The organism is Mesorhizobium sp. M1217, from assembly GCF_040318275.1.
Taxonomy (GTDB): Bacteria; Pseudomonadota; Alphaproteobacteria; order Rhizobiales; family Rhizobiaceae; genus Mesorhizobium.
Genome location: NZ_JAMYMA010000004.1, coordinates 354970 through 370357 on the forward strand (window position 1 = coordinate 354970; position 15388 = coordinate 370357).

At 62.2% G+C, this 15388-nt stretch carries 18 protein-coding genes; 10 read left to right on the forward strand and 8 right to left on the reverse strand.

Annotated elements, in window-relative coordinates:
• Positions 1–19: 19 nt before the first annotated feature.
• A complete protein-coding gene (locus NKH37_RS09180; protein ID WP_353005210.1) occupies positions 20–292 on the forward strand; it encodes a DUF3303 domain-containing protein in 273 nt (90 codons plus the stop codon).
• 91 nt (positions 293–383) lie between these two features.
• On the opposite strand, the gene NKH37_RS09185 is transcribed toward NKH37_RS09180, so the two are convergent.
• The 3 genes from NKH37_RS09185 to ygfZ all read right to left on the reverse strand — a co-directional run bounded on the left by NKH37_RS09185 (position 384) and on the right by ygfZ (position 4079).
• Positions 384–2522 carry a putative bifunctional diguanylate cyclase/phosphodiesterase gene (locus NKH37_RS09185; RefSeq protein WP_353005212.1) on the reverse strand — a complete coding sequence of 713 codons (2139 nt, stop codon included), beginning with the start codon at positions 2520–2522 and terminating at the stop codon, positions 384–386.
• A gap of 64 nt (positions 2523–2586) precedes the next feature.
• Positions 2587–3219 (reverse strand): YfbR-like 5'-deoxynucleotidase, encoded by a 633-nt coding sequence (locus NKH37_RS09190; protein WP_023719870.1) that lies wholly within the window; start codon positions 3217–3219, stop codon positions 2587–2589.
• Positions 3219–4079: a CAF17-like 4Fe-4S cluster assembly/insertion protein YgfZ gene (gene ygfZ / locus NKH37_RS09195; protein WP_353005214.1), complete on the reverse strand. Its 861-nt coding sequence runs from the start codon at positions 4077–4079 to the stop codon at positions 3219–3221. Before ygfZ ends, NKH37_RS09190 begins: the two co-directional genes overlap by 1 nt.
• Before the next feature lie 83 nt (positions 4080–4162).
• Here ygfZ and NKH37_RS09200 point away from each other — a divergent pair, with 83 nt between their 5' ends.
• Positions 4163–5494: a dihydroorotase gene (locus NKH37_RS09200; protein ID WP_352494854.1), complete on the forward strand. Its 1332-nt coding sequence runs from the start codon at positions 4163–4165 to the stop codon at positions 5492–5494.
• A 34-nt stretch (positions 5495–5528) separates the two neighbouring features.
• Here NKH37_RS09200 and NKH37_RS09205 read toward each other — a convergent pair whose 3' ends face one another.
• From NKH37_RS09205 to NKH37_RS09220, 4 genes are all read right to left on the reverse strand, one after another.
• A complete protein-coding gene (locus NKH37_RS09205) occupies positions 5529–6332 on the reverse strand; it encodes a hypothetical protein (RefSeq protein WP_352494855.1) in 804 nt (267 codons plus the stop codon).
• Positions 6333–6428: 96 nt separating this feature from the next.
• A complete protein-coding gene (locus NKH37_RS09210) occupies positions 6429–6686 on the reverse strand; it encodes a hypothetical protein (protein WP_023677749.1) in 258 nt (85 codons plus the stop codon).
• A 374-nt stretch (positions 6687–7060) separates the two neighbouring features.
• Entirely contained in the window at positions 7061–7438 is a 378-nt protein-coding gene (locus tag NKH37_RS09215) for a TIGR02301 family protein (RefSeq protein ID WP_023719865.1), read from the reverse strand.
• A 48-nt stretch (positions 7439–7486) separates the two neighbouring features.
• Positions 7487–7912, reverse strand: coding sequence for an NUDIX hydrolase (locus tag NKH37_RS09220; protein WP_353040941.1), 426 nt, complete (start codon positions 7910–7912; stop codon positions 7487–7489).
• Positions 7913–8035: 123 nt separating this feature from the next.
• Here NKH37_RS09220 and NKH37_RS09225 point away from each other — a divergent pair, with 123 nt between their 5' ends.
• The gene (locus NKH37_RS09225; protein ID WP_352848731.1) at positions 8036–8797 is read left to right on the forward strand and encodes an SOS response-associated peptidase; all 762 of its coding nucleotides are present in this window, start codon (positions 8036–8038) and stop codon (positions 8795–8797) included.
• A 57-nt stretch (positions 8798–8854) separates the two neighbouring features.
• Here the strand turns inward: NKH37_RS09225 and NKH37_RS09230 are convergent, their stop codons facing one another.
• Complete coding sequence (locus NKH37_RS09230) at positions 8855–9004, reverse strand: hypothetical protein (protein WP_023677745.1); 150 nt, start codon at positions 9002–9004, stop codon at positions 8855–8857.
• 419 nt (positions 9005–9423) lie between these two features.
• Here NKH37_RS09230 and cysS point away from each other — a divergent pair, with 419 nt between their 5' ends.
• Genes cysS through NKH37_RS09265 form a run of 7 tightly spaced genes read left to right on the forward strand, consistent with a single transcriptional unit; the run spans position 9424 to position 15363 of the window.
• Entirely contained in the window at positions 9424–10893 is a 1470-nt protein-coding gene (gene cysS, locus NKH37_RS09235) for a cysteine--tRNA ligase (RefSeq protein WP_353005217.1), read from the forward strand.
• A complete protein-coding gene (locus NKH37_RS09240) occupies positions 10890–11276 on the forward strand; it encodes a VOC family protein (RefSeq protein ID WP_352856679.1) in 387 nt (128 codons plus the stop codon). Before cysS ends, NKH37_RS09240 begins: the two co-directional genes overlap by 4 nt.
• Before the next feature lie 6 nt (positions 11277–11282).
• The gene (locus tag NKH37_RS09245; protein WP_353001232.1) at positions 11283–11774 is read left to right on the forward strand and encodes a GFA family protein; all 492 of its coding nucleotides are present in this window, start codon (positions 11283–11285) and stop codon (positions 11772–11774) included.
• Positions 11771–12247 (forward strand): GFA family protein, encoded by a 477-nt coding sequence (locus NKH37_RS09250; RefSeq protein WP_023719860.1) that lies wholly within the window; start codon positions 11771–11773, stop codon positions 12245–12247. The genes NKH37_RS09245 and NKH37_RS09250 overlap by 4 nt, the downstream gene beginning before the upstream one ends.
• Positions 12244–13200 (forward strand): prolyl aminopeptidase, encoded by a 957-nt coding sequence (gene pip / locus NKH37_RS09255; RefSeq protein WP_023719859.1) that lies wholly within the window; start codon positions 12244–12246, stop codon positions 13198–13200. Before NKH37_RS09250 ends, pip begins: the two co-directional genes overlap by 4 nt.
• Positions 13197–14819, forward strand: a complete 1623-nt coding sequence (cimA, locus tag NKH37_RS09260; protein WP_198030508.1) for a citramalate synthase — start codon at positions 13197–13199, stop codon at positions 14817–14819. Before pip ends, cimA begins: the two co-directional genes overlap by 4 nt.
• A 4-nt stretch (positions 14820–14823) precedes the next feature.
• Positions 14824–15363: a hypothetical protein gene (locus NKH37_RS09265; protein WP_051409686.1), complete on the forward strand. Its 540-nt coding sequence runs from the start codon at positions 14824–14826 to the stop codon at positions 15361–15363.
• The last annotated feature ends 25 nt before the right edge of the window (positions 15364–15388 follow it).

Sequence of the window (15388 nt, forward strand, 5' to 3'; positions counted from 1 at the left end):
CCGAATTGAGGGGAAAAAGATGCTGTTCTTCGTAACCGAGGATTTTCGCGGCTGCGACCGTAAGAAGATCTACCGCCGTTTCCGCGACCAGGGCCGCCTGAAGCCGGACGCGCTGCTCGTGCACCACAGCTGGATCGCAGCGGATATGAGCCGCTGCTTCCTGCTGGTGGAGGCCGATGACGTCACACTCCTGCAGCGGTGGGTCATCGAATGGGCGGATCTGGTCGAATTCGAGATCGTTCCCGTGGCGACGAACAAGGATATGGTGGAGGCGTTGAGCGGACATCTCTGACCTGCGCGCGCTTCGACGAGGTATATCCAGACATTGTATTGATGGCAGATGTCCAGGCTGAGCCGATGACTGGCTCGCCCGGCTGTCGCACTTAGCCGGATTGCCTGATCGTCGCGTTCGACTTCAGCAGCCGGTTGATGTCCGACGCTTTCGATGGCACGCCGATCAAATAGCCCTGGGCCTCGACGCAGCCCTCCTTTTGCAGGAATTCAAGCTGCGCTTCGGTCTCGACACCCTCGGCGGTGACGGTGATGCCCAGCTGTGCGCCAAGCCCGATGATGGTGCGCACGATCGCCGCGGTATCGCGACTGTCGATGTCACGGGTGAAAGAGCGATCGATCTTGATCTTGTCGACGGGAAAGCGCCTGAGGTAGCCCAGCGAGGAATAGCCGGTGCCGAAATCGTCCAGCGCTATGCGGACACCCAGATCGCGCAGCTGCCTCAGTGTCTTGAGCACCAGATCGCTCTCGTCCATCAGCACCGTTTCGGTGATTTCCAGTTCAAGCCGGTTGGCCGGCACCCCCGAGAACGCCAGCGCCGAGATGACGCTGCGGGCAAAGGTGCCGCTTTTGATCTGCACGGCGGAGACATTGACTGCGATGCGCAAAGGCGCCCAGCCTGCCGCGGTCGTGCAGGCTTTCCGCAGCGCCCATTCTCCAAGCGGCACGATCAGCCCGGTCTCCTCGGCGGCCGGAATGAAGTCGTCCGGCCGCACCAGGCCGCGCACCGGCGAACGCCAGCGCATCAAAGCTTCGGCGCCGACGATTTCGCCGGAGGCGATATTCATGATTGGCTGGAAATCCAGCTCGAATTCCCGGCGCGACAGCGCTGCCCTGAGATCGATTTCGAGTGCCCGGCGTGCCCGCACCATCGCATCCATGGCTGGTTCGAAGAAGCGGTAGAGGTTGCGCCCTTCGCTCTTTGCCCGATAGAGCGCCATATCGGCATTTTTCAGCAGCGTGTCGGCGTCCTTGCCGTCATTCGGAAACAGCGCGATGCCGAGACTGATGCCGACGCGCATGTCATGTCGCTTGTCGCGAAACGGCTTTCCGATGATCTCGACGATGCGTTTGGCCAGTTTTTCCGCATCGCCCGGGCTTTTGAGATTGAACTGGATTATGACGAATTCATCGCCGCCGAAGCGAGCGACAACGTCCGTTTCATTGCGCAGGCACCGTTGCAGCCGTTCGGCCACGCATTTCAGCAGCCAGTCGCCGGAAGGGTGGCCCCAAGTATCGTTGACCGCCTTGAAGTGATCGAGGTCGAGCGAGAATATCGCCAGCGATCCGTCTTTCGTCTCGCTAAGGGCTTGGTCGAGCCGTTCGCGAAGCATCGAGCGATTGGGCAGGTTGGTCAGTGTGTCGTGATGCGCAAGGTGGGTCATGCGCTCTTCCACGCGCCTGCGCTCGGTCACGTCGTCGAATGTCGCGACCCAGCCGCCGCCGCTCATCGGCCGGCGTGCAACCAGCAGCGTTCTGCCATCGGCAAGATGGCGATGCGTTACGTGTGTTTTGCCCGCCCGCAGGCAGGCTTCGATTTGCGAAATTTCGCTGTCGGGGTCGAGCTTTGTGTAAATGCCCAGTTCCAGCAGCCGCTTAAAGGCATCACGGTGGCTCATGCCAAGCGGGAGGTCGGCCGGCCTGACATGGTAAAGTTCCAGAAAACGTTCGTTGCGCACGATCAGCTTGCCGTCCGCGTCGTACATCAAAAGTCCTTGCGACATGTTGGCAAGTGCCGCGTCGAAACGGCGGTGCTGCTCCTTCAACTCCTGCTCGGCGCGCCGTTGCTCGGTGATATCCTCGTAGATCGATACCCAACCGCCCGACGCCAGCGGCCGGTGCGAAATGTTGACGATACGCCCGTCTGCAAGCGTTTCCTCATAGGTGGAAGGTTTTGCCTGGTCGATATAGGGCTTGCGAATGGCATAGAGTTGCTCAGCGCTTTGCGAGGCGATGCCGATGTCCACGCTGTGCTGGAGGATGTCGAAAAACCGGATGCCGGGCCGTACCACTTCGGCGTCGAGGCGAAAGATGCTGATGTAGTTCCTATTGCAGATGATCATCCGTTCATCGGCATCGAACATGCACAGGCCATGCGACATGTTCTCGACCGCTGCCGAAAAACGCTCGTTCTGTTCGCGCAGTTCGTCTTCAATCCGTTGCGGCAGACCAACGCCTTTGACCCGTCGTCGGCGGACGGACGAACCTGCCTTGATACCGGCAACGGGCATGTAGCGCGCCTATGGACCGTGGTTAACCACGGCACTCTTGTCCTTGCCGGTTAATTTACCGTTTTCAGCCGGCTGGAACGGCAGTCTGGCGTCGCGACTTCTCGATCGCCGCAAACCGTTTGAGAAAGGCATTCTGCGCCCAGGTCACCGAGCGCGGCGTGACATCGAAGCGCTCGGCATTGAAGCCGCGCGGCCGGCCGAAGAACTCCGTCGCCTCTGCCGTTGAAAAACCCGCAAGCAGCGTCGCTTCGAAATAAGCGGCGATCTGATCCGCTCGCTTGATCTCCTTGCGCAGTCCCGCGTCGAGTTCCGCTGGCAGCGAAAAGCGCAGATGGATGGCGCGCTGCAGCCTGATCTCGCAGTCCCTGTAGCTGCCGCCCATCACGGACTTGAACGGCGAGATCATGTCGCCGATGACATATTCCGGCGCGTCGTGCAGCAGCGCCGCCAACCGCGCATCGGCGTCGGCATCCGGCATCAGCTCGCCGACAAGCGTTTCGACGAGCAGCGAATGCTGGGCGACCGAAAAGGCGTGCTCGCCTCTGGTCTGGCCGTTCCAGCGCGCGACGCGGGCAAGGCCGTGAGCGATATCCGAGATCTCGATGTCGAGCGGCGAGGGGTCGAGGAGATCGAGCCGTCGCCCGGACAGCATGCGTTGCCAGGCGCGCGGCGGCGCCCCGGCGCGATCGGCCGCCATCAGGCCTCCTCCGCGCCGACGGCTTCCTGCGGAAAGCTGAATTTCGCCCAGGGCGGGATGGTGAGCGACACGGCGACATCGTCAGCCAGGATCGGCAGGCCGGCGTCCAACGCTGCCTTGACCCGGTCGATGCGGGCAATGGCGAGGCCTGTCGTGCCGGCGGTCGAGCCAAGCGTGCCGACCGGCCGCCCCTCCACGGTCAACTCTGCGCCCGAGGCGGGCAGGGAGCGTTCGGCCGAGACGATCAACACCCGGCGTCTGGCAGTGCCGCGATGCTGCATGCGCGAGACAACCTCCTGGCCGACATAGCAGCCCTTCTTGAAGCCGACGCCGCCGATCTCGTCGAGCAGCACGTCATGCGGAAACGCATCGCCGAGCTGATAGTCGCTGCCGCTTTCGGCAATGCCATGGGCGATGCGAAAGGCTTGCCATGCGGCAAGGTCGCCGCCTTCTGCGGTGCCATCATAGGAGCGCTTGACGATAGCATCGACGAACCGCGCATCGGCAAACGGTGCTGATTCAAATTGCGAGGCAGTTGAAGCGCTTTCCCATAGGACGGTCACAACCGGCTGATCCAGCTTGGAAATTTGGACTTTGGCGCGCAACTTGTAGAGCGTCAGCCGGCGCATGAAATCGTCGGCGGTCTCGGCACGGCACTCGAGGCGGAAAGCATTTTCGCCGGCGCGCGAGATCAGGAAGTCGAAAAGGACCTTGCCTTGCGGCGTCAGCAGGGCGCCGGGCTTTGCTTCGCTGCTGCCGAGCACGTCGAGGTCGGTAGTCAGGATGTTCTGCAAGAAGTGCTCGGCATCCGGCCCGGACACGGAAAGGAGTGCGCGATCTCTGAGCGAGGCAAAGGGCATGGTGGGAAAACGAGCCTGATCTTGCAAAACTGTCGGCCATTACGTAAGCCGCTGGCACTTCCCCCGCAAGAGACCTGATCCGCATGGCCCCCATCTACGATCTCATCCTGACAGGTGGCACCGTGGTCAACCACGATGGCGAGGGTTTTCGCGACGTCGGCATCAATGGTGGGCGCGTCGCTGCCATCGGCGATCTCCGCCAGGCGTCGGCCGGCGAGACAATCGACTGCCGCGGACTGCATATCCTGCCGGGCGTCGTCGATAGCCAGGTGCATTTCCGCGAGCCGGGACTGGAGCACAAGGAAGATTTGGGGACGGGCTCGCGGGCGGCGGTGCTTGGCGGCGTCACCGCCGTCTTCGAGATGCCGAACACCAATCCGCTGACCACCAGCGAGGCGACTCTTGCCGACAAGGTGCGGCGAGCCACCGGCCGCATGCATTGCGACTTTGCCTTCTGGGTCGGCGGGACCCGCGACAATGCAAAAGACGCCGGCGATCTCGAGCGGCTGCCGGGTGCGGCCGGCATAAAAGTGTTCATGGGCTCGTCCACCGGCGACCTGCTGGTCGAGGACGACGAAGGCGTTGCCTCGATCCTGAGGAACACACGCCGCCGCGCCGCCTTTCACTCCGAGGACGAGTTCCGGCTGCGCGAGCGGCTCGGCGAGCGCATCGAGGGCGATCCGTCCTCACATCCGGTGTGGCGCGACGAGATCGCCGCATTGCGCTGCACCGAGCGCCTGGTGCGCATCGCGCGCCAGGTCCGTGCCCGGATCCATGTGCTGCACATCTCGACCGCCGAAGAGATAGGCTTCCTCGAACAGCACAAGGATGTCGCGACTTGCGAGGCGACGCCGCATCATCTGACGCTGAGCGCAGATGACTATGCGCAGTTAGGCACGCTGATCCAGATGAACCCGCCGGTGCGCGCCGCGCGCCATCGCGAGGGGGTCTGGCAGGGCATTGCGCAAGGCGTTGTCGATGTCCTCGGCTCCGACCATGCGCCGCACACGCTGGCCGAGAAGGCAAAACCTTATCCGGCGTCGCCGTCAGGCATGACCGGCGTGCAGACTTTGGTGCCGATCATGCTGGATCATGTCAACGCCGGCCGGCTGACGTTGCAGCGCTTTGTCGACCTGACCAGCCATGGCCCACAACGCATTTTCGGCATCGCCAGGAAAGGCCGTATTGCCGCCGGCTACGATGCCGATCTGACCATCGTCGACCTGAAGCGCCGCGAGATCATCGCCAACGCCCAGCAAGGCTCCAAGGCCGGTTGGACGCCTTATGACGGCAGGCAGGTGACCGGCTGGCCGGTCGGCACTATCGTTCGGGGCCGGCGCGTGATGTGGGAAGGCGAGATCGTCACGCCAGGCCAGGGTAGGGCGGTGGAGTTTTCCGAGGCGCTGGCGGGCTAAGCTCCCTGCCTCGATAAGAGCCAGGCCAGACCACTCAATCCCCGGCGACGAAGAACGTCCATTGCCCGGTCGGCGTGATGCCGACGCGGTAGAAGATGTAGGCGCCGAACTGCTTCATGTTGTCATAGTCGCTGGCGGTGACGATCTTGAATAACTCGACCCGCTGCCTGGCATCGAGCTTGTCCAGCGGCAGGGCGAAAAAATACGGCCAGACGTAGAGATCCTGCGGCGTGCCTGCATCGACATGGACATAGCCGGCATTGAGCACCTCTTCCAGGATGGCGAGGATTTCCTGGCCCTCCGTGTCGCCCGAAAGGCCTTTCAGGAAGGCGATCGGGTCGCCGTCCATGTCGCCCAGCGACAATTGGGTCATCATGTCGCCCGTGCCGATCAGCGGCCGCAGTCTTTCGATGTCGCCGCTTTTGCACGCCTCGACGATCAGATCGTGCATGCGCCTGACCGGTTCCGGTAACTTGGCAAGGTCGTAAACGACTTCGGGCACAGGCGCGTCCGGATCGACATGCGGATTGGCCATGCCGCCATCGTCCGCTGGCCCTTTCGGTTCGGTTTGCCTTGGCTCGTCGGACGGAGTCGGCTGGCTGGCTGCAGGTGGCGTCGTGCCGAGCGGGCCGGGCATCGGCATGGTACTTCCGGGCGGCGACATGTCGCCGTCGGGCGGCGGCGTGACCGGCGAAGGCAGGTCTTCGCGCTTGATCTCGCTGAGGGCGTGAGCGGGACTGCTCGCAAGAAACAGTGCAAGGGGAATCGTGGCGCAGGAGGCGATAAGCCAAATGCTGAGGACCAGGCCGCGCGGCTTGCCTGATATCGAAAAATTCACCGCCTGCTACTCCCTGGTTCCAGGCCCACTCATGTGCCCGGACATGATGTGCCCGGACATGATGTCCGGCGACGCGCCGTCGTCAAAGAACCGGGGTCAGTGCCGCAGCCTTTCGGGCTCGAAGGCCCCGGCAATCACCTTTTCGCGCATGCGATCGAGCAGGGCAAGCGCCGAGGTCTCGCCATTGGTTCGCAGCATCTCGCCGAATGCCGTTTCGAGGGCTGCCTCGGCGATGATTTCCGGCTCGATCCCCGCCGACAATCCTTCCGCCCAGGCTTCGCTGTGGCTTTCCACGGCGGTCAGGCGCTTTTCTTCCCTGACCAGCGCGTCGATGTCGTTGACGCCATGTTCCATTGCGATGTCCACCCTTTCAAGCGGTGATCCGTTGGATAGGGATCAAGCTTGAGTTGTCCCTTTTACACGCAGGCGAAGTAAGTACTTGTAAATGCGACATTTTTTTGGTCGTTTTCTACAAAACCCGTCGCATTAAGCAAACCTGCGTCCGATCCGTTTCAAACTTAGCCGATTAGGCCGGCCAAGGGGACGGAAACCTTCAGTTTGAGTTAATTTCACATCTGCGCGCTAACGTTTCGTTAACATAGTTGCAAAAGTGCAACATCAGGTTTGCACCAAGACCTCACCCGAGGCAAGCGGAGAAGTGTCGAACGCGTCCGCCGCCAACAGCGCCGACGCTTGATTCCGCTTTGCCGGAACGGCAGCTGCCGCCGTCAGTTCCCGTAGCGCGAGGCGATGTCGCGAGACAGCGTCTCGCCTTCCTTCATGTAGCGGCTGATGGCTTCCGTCGCCGAGGCGGTGCATTGCGTATAACTGCCGCCGAAGGATCGGTAGCCGCGGTTGAAGCTGGCGATGAAGCGGGCGCGCCGCTCAGGGTTCGGATTTTCTGATGCGATCAGTTTTTCCATCTCGGCCCGCCACCGGTCGCCCTTCTCGCCGCATAGATTGCGCAGGAAATGCAACGAGCCGAGCACTTCCGCCAGCCGCAACAGCCCGGGCTCGAACGGCGCCTCGGCGGCAATGGCAGGACGCAAGCCGACAACCACACTAACGGCGAGGCAGGCGGCGAGAAACGGTGATGTGCGGTTCATGAGCCCTTGTGCTGAAACAATTTGTTGCCTGCAAGGCGATTCTCAAGCTCAGTTCGCGTCGCCCTTGCTGGTGGCCAGCAGGTCGTCGGCGATATCAAACACTGCATCGGCAAGCTGCATCGCTGTCATTTCGGCCAGTGTATAGAAGGCGGCGGTTTCGGCGTCGTCACTGGCCACCGCCTCGCCGCCGGCATAGTTGGCCCCAAACACCGTCAGCCGGTAGTCGACCGGATGCCCGTCGCCGCTGCCGTCGATGTGGATTTCCCGCAGCGGCCGGTAGTTGCGCGCCTGCAATCCGGTCTCTTCCAGCAATTCGCGCCTTGCTGCCTGTTCCAGCGTCTCGCCGGCTTCGACCTTGCCACCGGGAAAGGCATAAAGGCCCTGCGAGGGCGGTCTGGCCCGCTTGACCAGCAGCACCGTGTTCTCGCGCACGACGCAGACCGAGACTGCCGGAATGATCTTACGTGCTTCCATGGGTTCCCGATCGCTCGATTGGCATAGCCCGTTGTGGACCGGCCGTCGGCGAACAGCTTTAGCGGTTACGAAAGGCAGGTTCCATGGTCACTTTCACATGTCACCCATTCGAGAGCTGAATTCATGTGCGGACGCTTTGCCTTGACCGCCACTCCGGACCAGACCGCCGCCCTTCTCGGTCTGGCGGAGTTGGAGGAGTTTCCGCCCCGCTACAATATCGCGCCGACGCAGCCGGTGCTGATGGCGCTCGCCGGATTGCCGCAGGCGCCGGGCTCGAACCTGCCCGACCGCCGCTCGATGCTGGTGCGCTGGGGCCTGATCCCGGCCTGGGTCAAGGATACGCGTAACTTCCCGCTGCTGTTCAACGCGCGTTCTGAGGGGGCTTCGGAAAAGCCGTCGTTTCGCGCTGCCATGCGCCATCGCCGCGCCCTGGTACCGGCTTCGGGATTCTACGAATGGCACCAAACCGCTGGCAGAAGAGGGCAGCCCTATTGGGTGCGGCCAAAGCATGGAGGGCTTGTCGCCTTCGCCGGGCTGATTGAGACGTATGCCGAGCCGGGTGGCTCGGAAATGGACACCGGCGCCATTCTGACCGCCCACGCCAATGCCGATACTGCCCATATCCACGACCGCATGCCGGTGGTGATCCATCCCGAGGATTTCGCGCGCTGGCTGGATTGCCGCACGCTCGAGCCGCGTGATGTGGCCGATCTGCTGAGACCCACCCGGCCCGATTTCTTCGAAGCGATCCCGGTTTCCGACCTCGTCAACAAGGTCGCCAATACCGGGCCGGAGATTCAGGAGAAGGGCGTCGTCGAGCCTGAGCCCGAGAAGGTCAAGCGCCAGAAGTCCGGCGCGAACGACAGTCAAATGACATTATTTTAGCGAAAGCTACTATTTCCAGGACACCGTGAGCGCCTCAATCTTCACCCGACGGCATTCTCAGGCAGCGCGTGGCGACACGATCTTCTGTGCCGGTTTCTTCTTCTTCGCGGTGTGCAGAAGAGCTGCGACGATTGCTGCCGGGCCGATCGCCCGGTAATGGCTGGCGAGCGCCGGTTGCTTGGCGCGGTTGGATTCTTGCTTAGGCATTATTCTCTTCCCTGGTAACGTCTTCGTGTCTGCGTTTGCTGGCCGAATCCGACCAAATCGTGACGCTTGCTGATCTAGCCGGCGAATGTTTCATGACAGTGCCGATCTGTTTAATAAAATGTTTCAGTGGCTCATTTCCTGTGAGCCAACGATATTTTTGGCGAAGGTAGCGACTTGACGGCAACACCGGGCAAGGCGATAAAGCCGGCCATGAAAACGTCTTTCGCCATTTGTGGCATTTGCATTATCGACTAGCCTCGCGCTGGTCCTGGACGTTTTCGCCTCATCTCCTCCCAGATTGGACAAACGCCCCGGCCAGCAGGCTGGAGCTCGATTTTGCGCCTCGGCGTGACCGACTCCATCCAGAGCACGATCCCAAAAGATCATGCTCAAACAAAGTAACGCACCGGAACGCACATATGTCTGACGCATCGAAGAGCCTGCGCCTCTACAACACGCTAACGCGGAGCAAGGAGGATTTCTTCCCGATCGATCCGCGCAACGTGCGCATGTATGTCTGCGGCCCGACGGTCTACGACTTCGCCCATATCGGCAATGCGCGACCGGTGATCGTCTTCGACGTGCTGTTCCGTTTGCTGCGCCATCTCTACGGGCAAGCGCATGTCACTTACGTCCGCAACATCACCGACGTCGACGACAAGATCAACGCTCGCGCGCTGCGCGATTTCGGCGGCGAGATTGCCTTGGGCAAGCTGTCGCTGAACGAAGCGATCAGGCGGGTCACCGAAAAGACCGCCGATCAGTTCCACAAGGACGTGGCGGCGCTCGGTTGCCTGGAACCGACGGTCGAGCCGCGCGCCACCGAGTTCGTCGAGCCTAGGCCCGACGGCAAGGTCGACATGATCCTCTTGATTCAACGCTTGATCGAACGCGGCCATGCCTATGTCGCGGCTGGAGAAGTCCTGTTCGACACCGCTTCCATGCCGGACTACGGACAGTTGTCGAAGCGCAATCTCGACGAGCAGCAGGCAGGCGCCCGCGTCGCCGTCGATGCGCACAAGAAGAACCCGCAGGATTTCGTGCTGTGGAAATTGTCTTCGCCCGAGGAACCGGGCTGGGAGAGTCCGTGGGGCAGGGGTCGGCCGGGCTGGCACATCGAGTGCTCGGCGATGTCGGCCGCCTATCTCGGCGAGGTGTTCGACATCCATGGCGGTGGTCTCGACCTGATCTTTCCACACCACGAGAACGAGATCGCCCAGTCACGTTGCGCCCACGGCACCGAAACGATGGCCAAGGTGTGGATGCACAACGGTTTCCTGCAGGTCGAGGGCCAGAAGATGTCCAAGAGCCTGGGCAATTTCTATTCGATCACCGAACTGCTGGAGACGGAGACTTTTGGCGGCCGCAAATGGCCGGGCGAGGTGCTCAGGCTGGCGATGCTGATGACGCATTACCGCGAGCCGATCGACTTTTCCGTACGCAAGCTGGAAGAGGCGGAGAATACGCTGCGCAAATGGAAGCGAGCGGCCGATCTGGCGCCGCCAACGGCAAAATCGGTGCCGGCGGATGTGATCGAAGTGCTGTCGGATGACCTCGCCACCTATCCCGCATTCCAGTTGCTGACCCAGTTGGCTGGCGATGCTGTTGATTTCGACGCTGGTAGCAGCAACGCAGCCGCCGAAGGCAACGATGCTGCCACTTTGCTGAAGGCATCGCTGCTGTTCCTCGGCTTCGACGTCGCAACAGCCAAGGTGGATGAAGACGCCATTGCCAAAGCGATCGCCAAACGCCTCGCGCTGATCGCCGCCAAGAACTGGGCCGAGGCCGACCGCATCCGCGACGAGTTGCTGGCGCAAGGCATCCAGTTGAAGGACGGCAAGGACCCTGTCACCGGCGAACGCATCACCACCTGGGAGGTAAAAAGATGATCGATCATCTCGGCATCACCGTTTTGGATTTCGACGTGTCGAAAGCTTTTTACGACAGGGCGATGGCGCCGCTTGGTGCCTCGCTGCTCTACATGGTGCCGCAGGAATATACCGGCGGCGCCAAGGTCGGCGGCTACGGCCGCGACCGGCCAGTGTTTTGGCTGCATGCCGGCAAGGACAAGCCGAAGGATCATCAACACGTCGCTTTCACGGCGCGCAGCCGTGCCGAGGTCGATGCCTTTCACGCGGCGGCAATCGCCGCCGGCGGCAAGGACAATGGCGGGCCGGGCCTGCGCCCGCACTATCATCCGAACTATTATGGCGCCTTCGTCTTCGATCCCGACGGCAACAATGTCGAGGCGGTCTGCCATGCTCCGGAGTAAAATGCGATGAGCCTTGACAACAGACCGGTGTATACGGGCGGCTGCCAGTGCGGCGCAGTGCGCTTCCGCGTCGAAGGCGCGCTCGGCGATGCCTCCGTCTGCCATTGCCGCATGTGCCAGAAGGCGAGCGGCAATTTTTACCTGCCGCTGGTGTCGGTGCGGGGCGCAGGACTCGACTGGACGCGCGGCGAGCCCAAACGCTTCCGCTCGTCCAATGCGGCGTTGCGCGGTTTCTGCGCCGAATGCGGCACGCCGCTGACCTTCGAAGCGCCCGACGGCGTGGCGCTCGCCATCGCCGCATTCGACCACCCCGAGGAGATCGCGCCGACGATCCAATGGGGTGTCGAAGCCAAGCTCCCCTATGTGGATCATGTCCGCGAATTGCCCGGTGAGGAAACGATGGCCGACGTCTCGTCTGCCTCCTATCTCGCCGACCTCGTCTCCTACCAACATCCCGACCATGACACCGAACAATGGCCGCCGGAGGAAAGATCATGACCGAAACCGTTCGTACCGGCGGCTGCCAGTGCGGCGCCGTGCGCTTCCGCATCCACGGCGCGCTCGGCCGCCCCTCGATCTGTCATTGCCGCATGTGCCAGAAACAGTTCGGCTCGTTTTTCGGCGCGCTTGTGACAGTGCCGAGCGACGGCGTCGAATGGCTGCGCGAGGAGCCGAGTTATTTTCAGTCGTCGGTCAACATCGATCGCGGCTTCTGCGCCCGCTGCGGCACGCCGCTGACCTACCGCCAGCCCGGCGCGCTCGAGATCGCCATCGGCGCCTTCGACGACCGTTCCGATCTGGCGCCGCAGATCCAGGTCAACTACGCCGCCAGGCTGCCTTGGGTGGAGACGATCTTCGACGCGCCAATCCACGACGATCCGGATTTCTACGCGCGACAGGAGTCAATCATCTCCTTCCAGCATCCCGATCACGAGACGGCCAACTGGCCGCACCAGGGCCTGAAACTATGAGCAGCGAATTCCGCACCCTCTATCCCGAGATCGAGGCTTTCGAGTCCGGCATGCTAGACGTTGGCGATGGCCATCAGGTCTATTGGGAGCGCTCCGGCACCCGCGGTGCCAAGCCGGCGGTATTCCTGCATGGCGGACCGGGCGGCACCATTTCGCCAAAGCACCGGCGGCTGTTCGATCCGACGCTGTACGATGTCATCCTGTTCGACCAGCGTGGCTGTGGAAAATCGACGCCCAATGCCTCGCTCGAAGCCAACACCACCTGGCATCTGGTCGCCGACATAGAGCGGCTGCGCGACATGTGCGGCTTCGACAAATGGCTGGTGTTCGGCGGCTCGTGGGGTTCGACGCTGGCGCTGGCCTATGCCGAGACACACCCCGAGCGGGTCAGCGAACTGGTCGTGCGCGGCATCTACACGCTGACCCGCGCCGAACTCGAATGGTACTACCAGTTCGGCGTCTCGGAGATGTTCCCCGACAAATGGGAGCGGTTTTTGGCGCCCATTCCGGAGGCTGAGCGCGGCGACATGATGGCCGCCTACCGCAAACGGCTGGTCGGTAGCGATCCTGTGGCGCAGGTCGAGGCCGCTCGCGCCTGGAGCCTGTGGGAGGGCGAGACGATCACTTTGCTGCCGGAACCGGAAACCAGCGGTCCCTTCGGCCAGGATGATTATGCCCTGGCCTTCGCCCGCATCGAGAACCACTATTTCGTCCATGCCGGCTGGCTGGAAGAGGGACAGCTGCTGCGTGATGCATGGAAGCTTAAGGATATACCGGGTAGCATCGTTCACGGCCGCTACGACATGCCGTGCCCGGCGCGCTATGCCTGGGCGCTGCACAAGGCGTGGCCGAAAGCGGATTTCCATCTGATCGAAGGTGCCGGCCACGCCTATTCGGAGCCGGGCATCCTCGACAGGCTGATCCGCGCAACGGACGTGTTTGCCGGGAAATGACGATGGCTCGCGAGCGCCTTTATCTGTTCGACACGACGCTGCGCGATGGTCAGCAGACGCCGGGTATCGACTTTTCCGTCGAGGACAAGATCGCCATCGCCAAGCTGCTCGACGAGTTCGGCATCGACTACGTCGAGGGCGGTTACCCTGGCGCCAATCCAACCGACACCGCCTTTTTCGCCGAGCGTCGCACGGCCGATGCCAAGTTCGTCGCCTTCGGCATGACCAAGCGGGCAGGAGTGTCGGCCTCGAACGACCCCGGCCTCACCGCGCTGGTCCAGTCGAAGTCGGATGCCATCTGCTTCGTCGCCAAGAGCTGGGACTACCATGTCCGCGTCGCGCTCGGCTGCACCAATGAGGAGAACCTCGAGGCGATCAAGGCCTCGGTCGAGGCGGCGCTCAGTGCCGGCAAGGAGGCGATGGTCGACTGCGAGCATTTCTTCGATGGCTTCAAGGCCAACCCCGATTATGCGCTGGCCTGCGCCAGGACGGCCTACGATGCCGGCGCGCGCTGGGTGGTTCTATGCGACACCAATGGCGGCACGCAGCCCTCCGAGGTGCGCGCCATCGTCGAAAAGGTGATCGCGGCCGGCATACCGGGCGACCATCTCGGCATCCACGCCCATGACGACACCGGCCAGGCGGTGGCGAATTCGCTTGCCGCCGTGGAGGCCGGCGTGCGCCATATCCAGGGCACGCTGAATGGCATAGGCGAGCGCTGCGGCAACGCCAATCTGATCTCGATCGTGCCGACATTGTCGTTGAAGCCTGCCTTTGCCGGCCGCTTTGCAACAGGCATTTCAGCGGAGGCGTTGACCGGTATATCGCGCTTGTCCCGCGCCTTCGACGAGTTGCTGAACCGTGCGCCGGAAGCGCAGGCCCCCTATGTCGGCGCCTCCGCATTCGCTACCAAGGCCGGCATCCATGCCTCGGCGCTGGCCAAGGAGCCGGCGACCTACGAGCATGTGCCGCCAGAGACTGTCGGCAACCGCCGCCGCGTCATGGTTTCGGACCAAGGCGGCAAGGCGAATTTCATGGCCGAGCTGAAACGGCGCGGCATCGACATGCCCCGGGACGACCATCGCCTCGACGCGCTGATCGCCGTGGTCAAGGAGCGTGAGGCGGAGGGCTACGCTTACGAAGGCGCCGACGCCAGCTTCGAGCTTCTGGCGCGCAAGATGCTGCATGGCGTGCCGGAATTCTTCCGCGTCACTTCATTCCGCTGCATGGTCGAGCGCCGCTTCGACGCCAACGGCCAGCTGAAGACGGTCTCGGAGGCGATTGTGAAAGTGCTGGTCGAGGGCGAGGAGAAGATGTCGGTCGCCGAAGGCCATGGCCCGGTCAACGCGCTCGACATTGCGCTGCGCAAGGATCTCGGCAAATTCCAGAGCGAGATCGCCGATCTTGAGCTGGCCGACTTCAAGGTGCGTATCCTCAATGGTGGCACCGAGGCGATTACCCGCGTGCTGATCGAATCGCATGACGGCACCGGTGCGCGCTGGTGGACGGTCGGCGTCTCCGAAAACATCATCGATGCTTCGTTCCAGGCGCTGATGGATTCGATCGTCTACAAGCTGATGAAGAACCGCGACATGGCCGGGCTGATCGCGGCGGAGTGAGGAAATGGGCTTCACGATAAGCTGGGTCGCATTCAATGGTCTGCCACTCGCGAAGGCAGCGCTGGCTTTCGGTCTGGCTCAGAGCGGACAATCGGACGAGGTTTTTGATTTTGACTACAATGGTGTGACGGTTGGTCAAAATTGGTCTGTCGTCATTTTTAACGACGTGAACATGGACCTGGTGGACGAGAAGCGCCTGGCTAACCTTTCGACGGGCAGGGACATTGTCGTCGTTCACAATATCGATACGGTCATGCTGCAATGGGCCGAACAGTGGCGCGACGGGCACGAAGTCTGGAGCATACGACACACCAGCGCAGACGGTGCGCGCAACCTGGAAGCGACAGGAAACCTTCCATCCTGTTTCGAGGAGATCCGCCGCGAGCGCTTCGCAGATCAGGATCGCGAGGACGCAGGTGCTGCCGCCATAGACTTTATCGCCGATATTCCGATCGAGGTGGCAGAATGCGTGACGGGCTTTCGTCACGACACCGTTGGAGCGGAATTCATGGAATTGGTGCCTGCGCCCGGCGAGACCAAATGACTGCGGGCTTCGCGCATTTCAATGA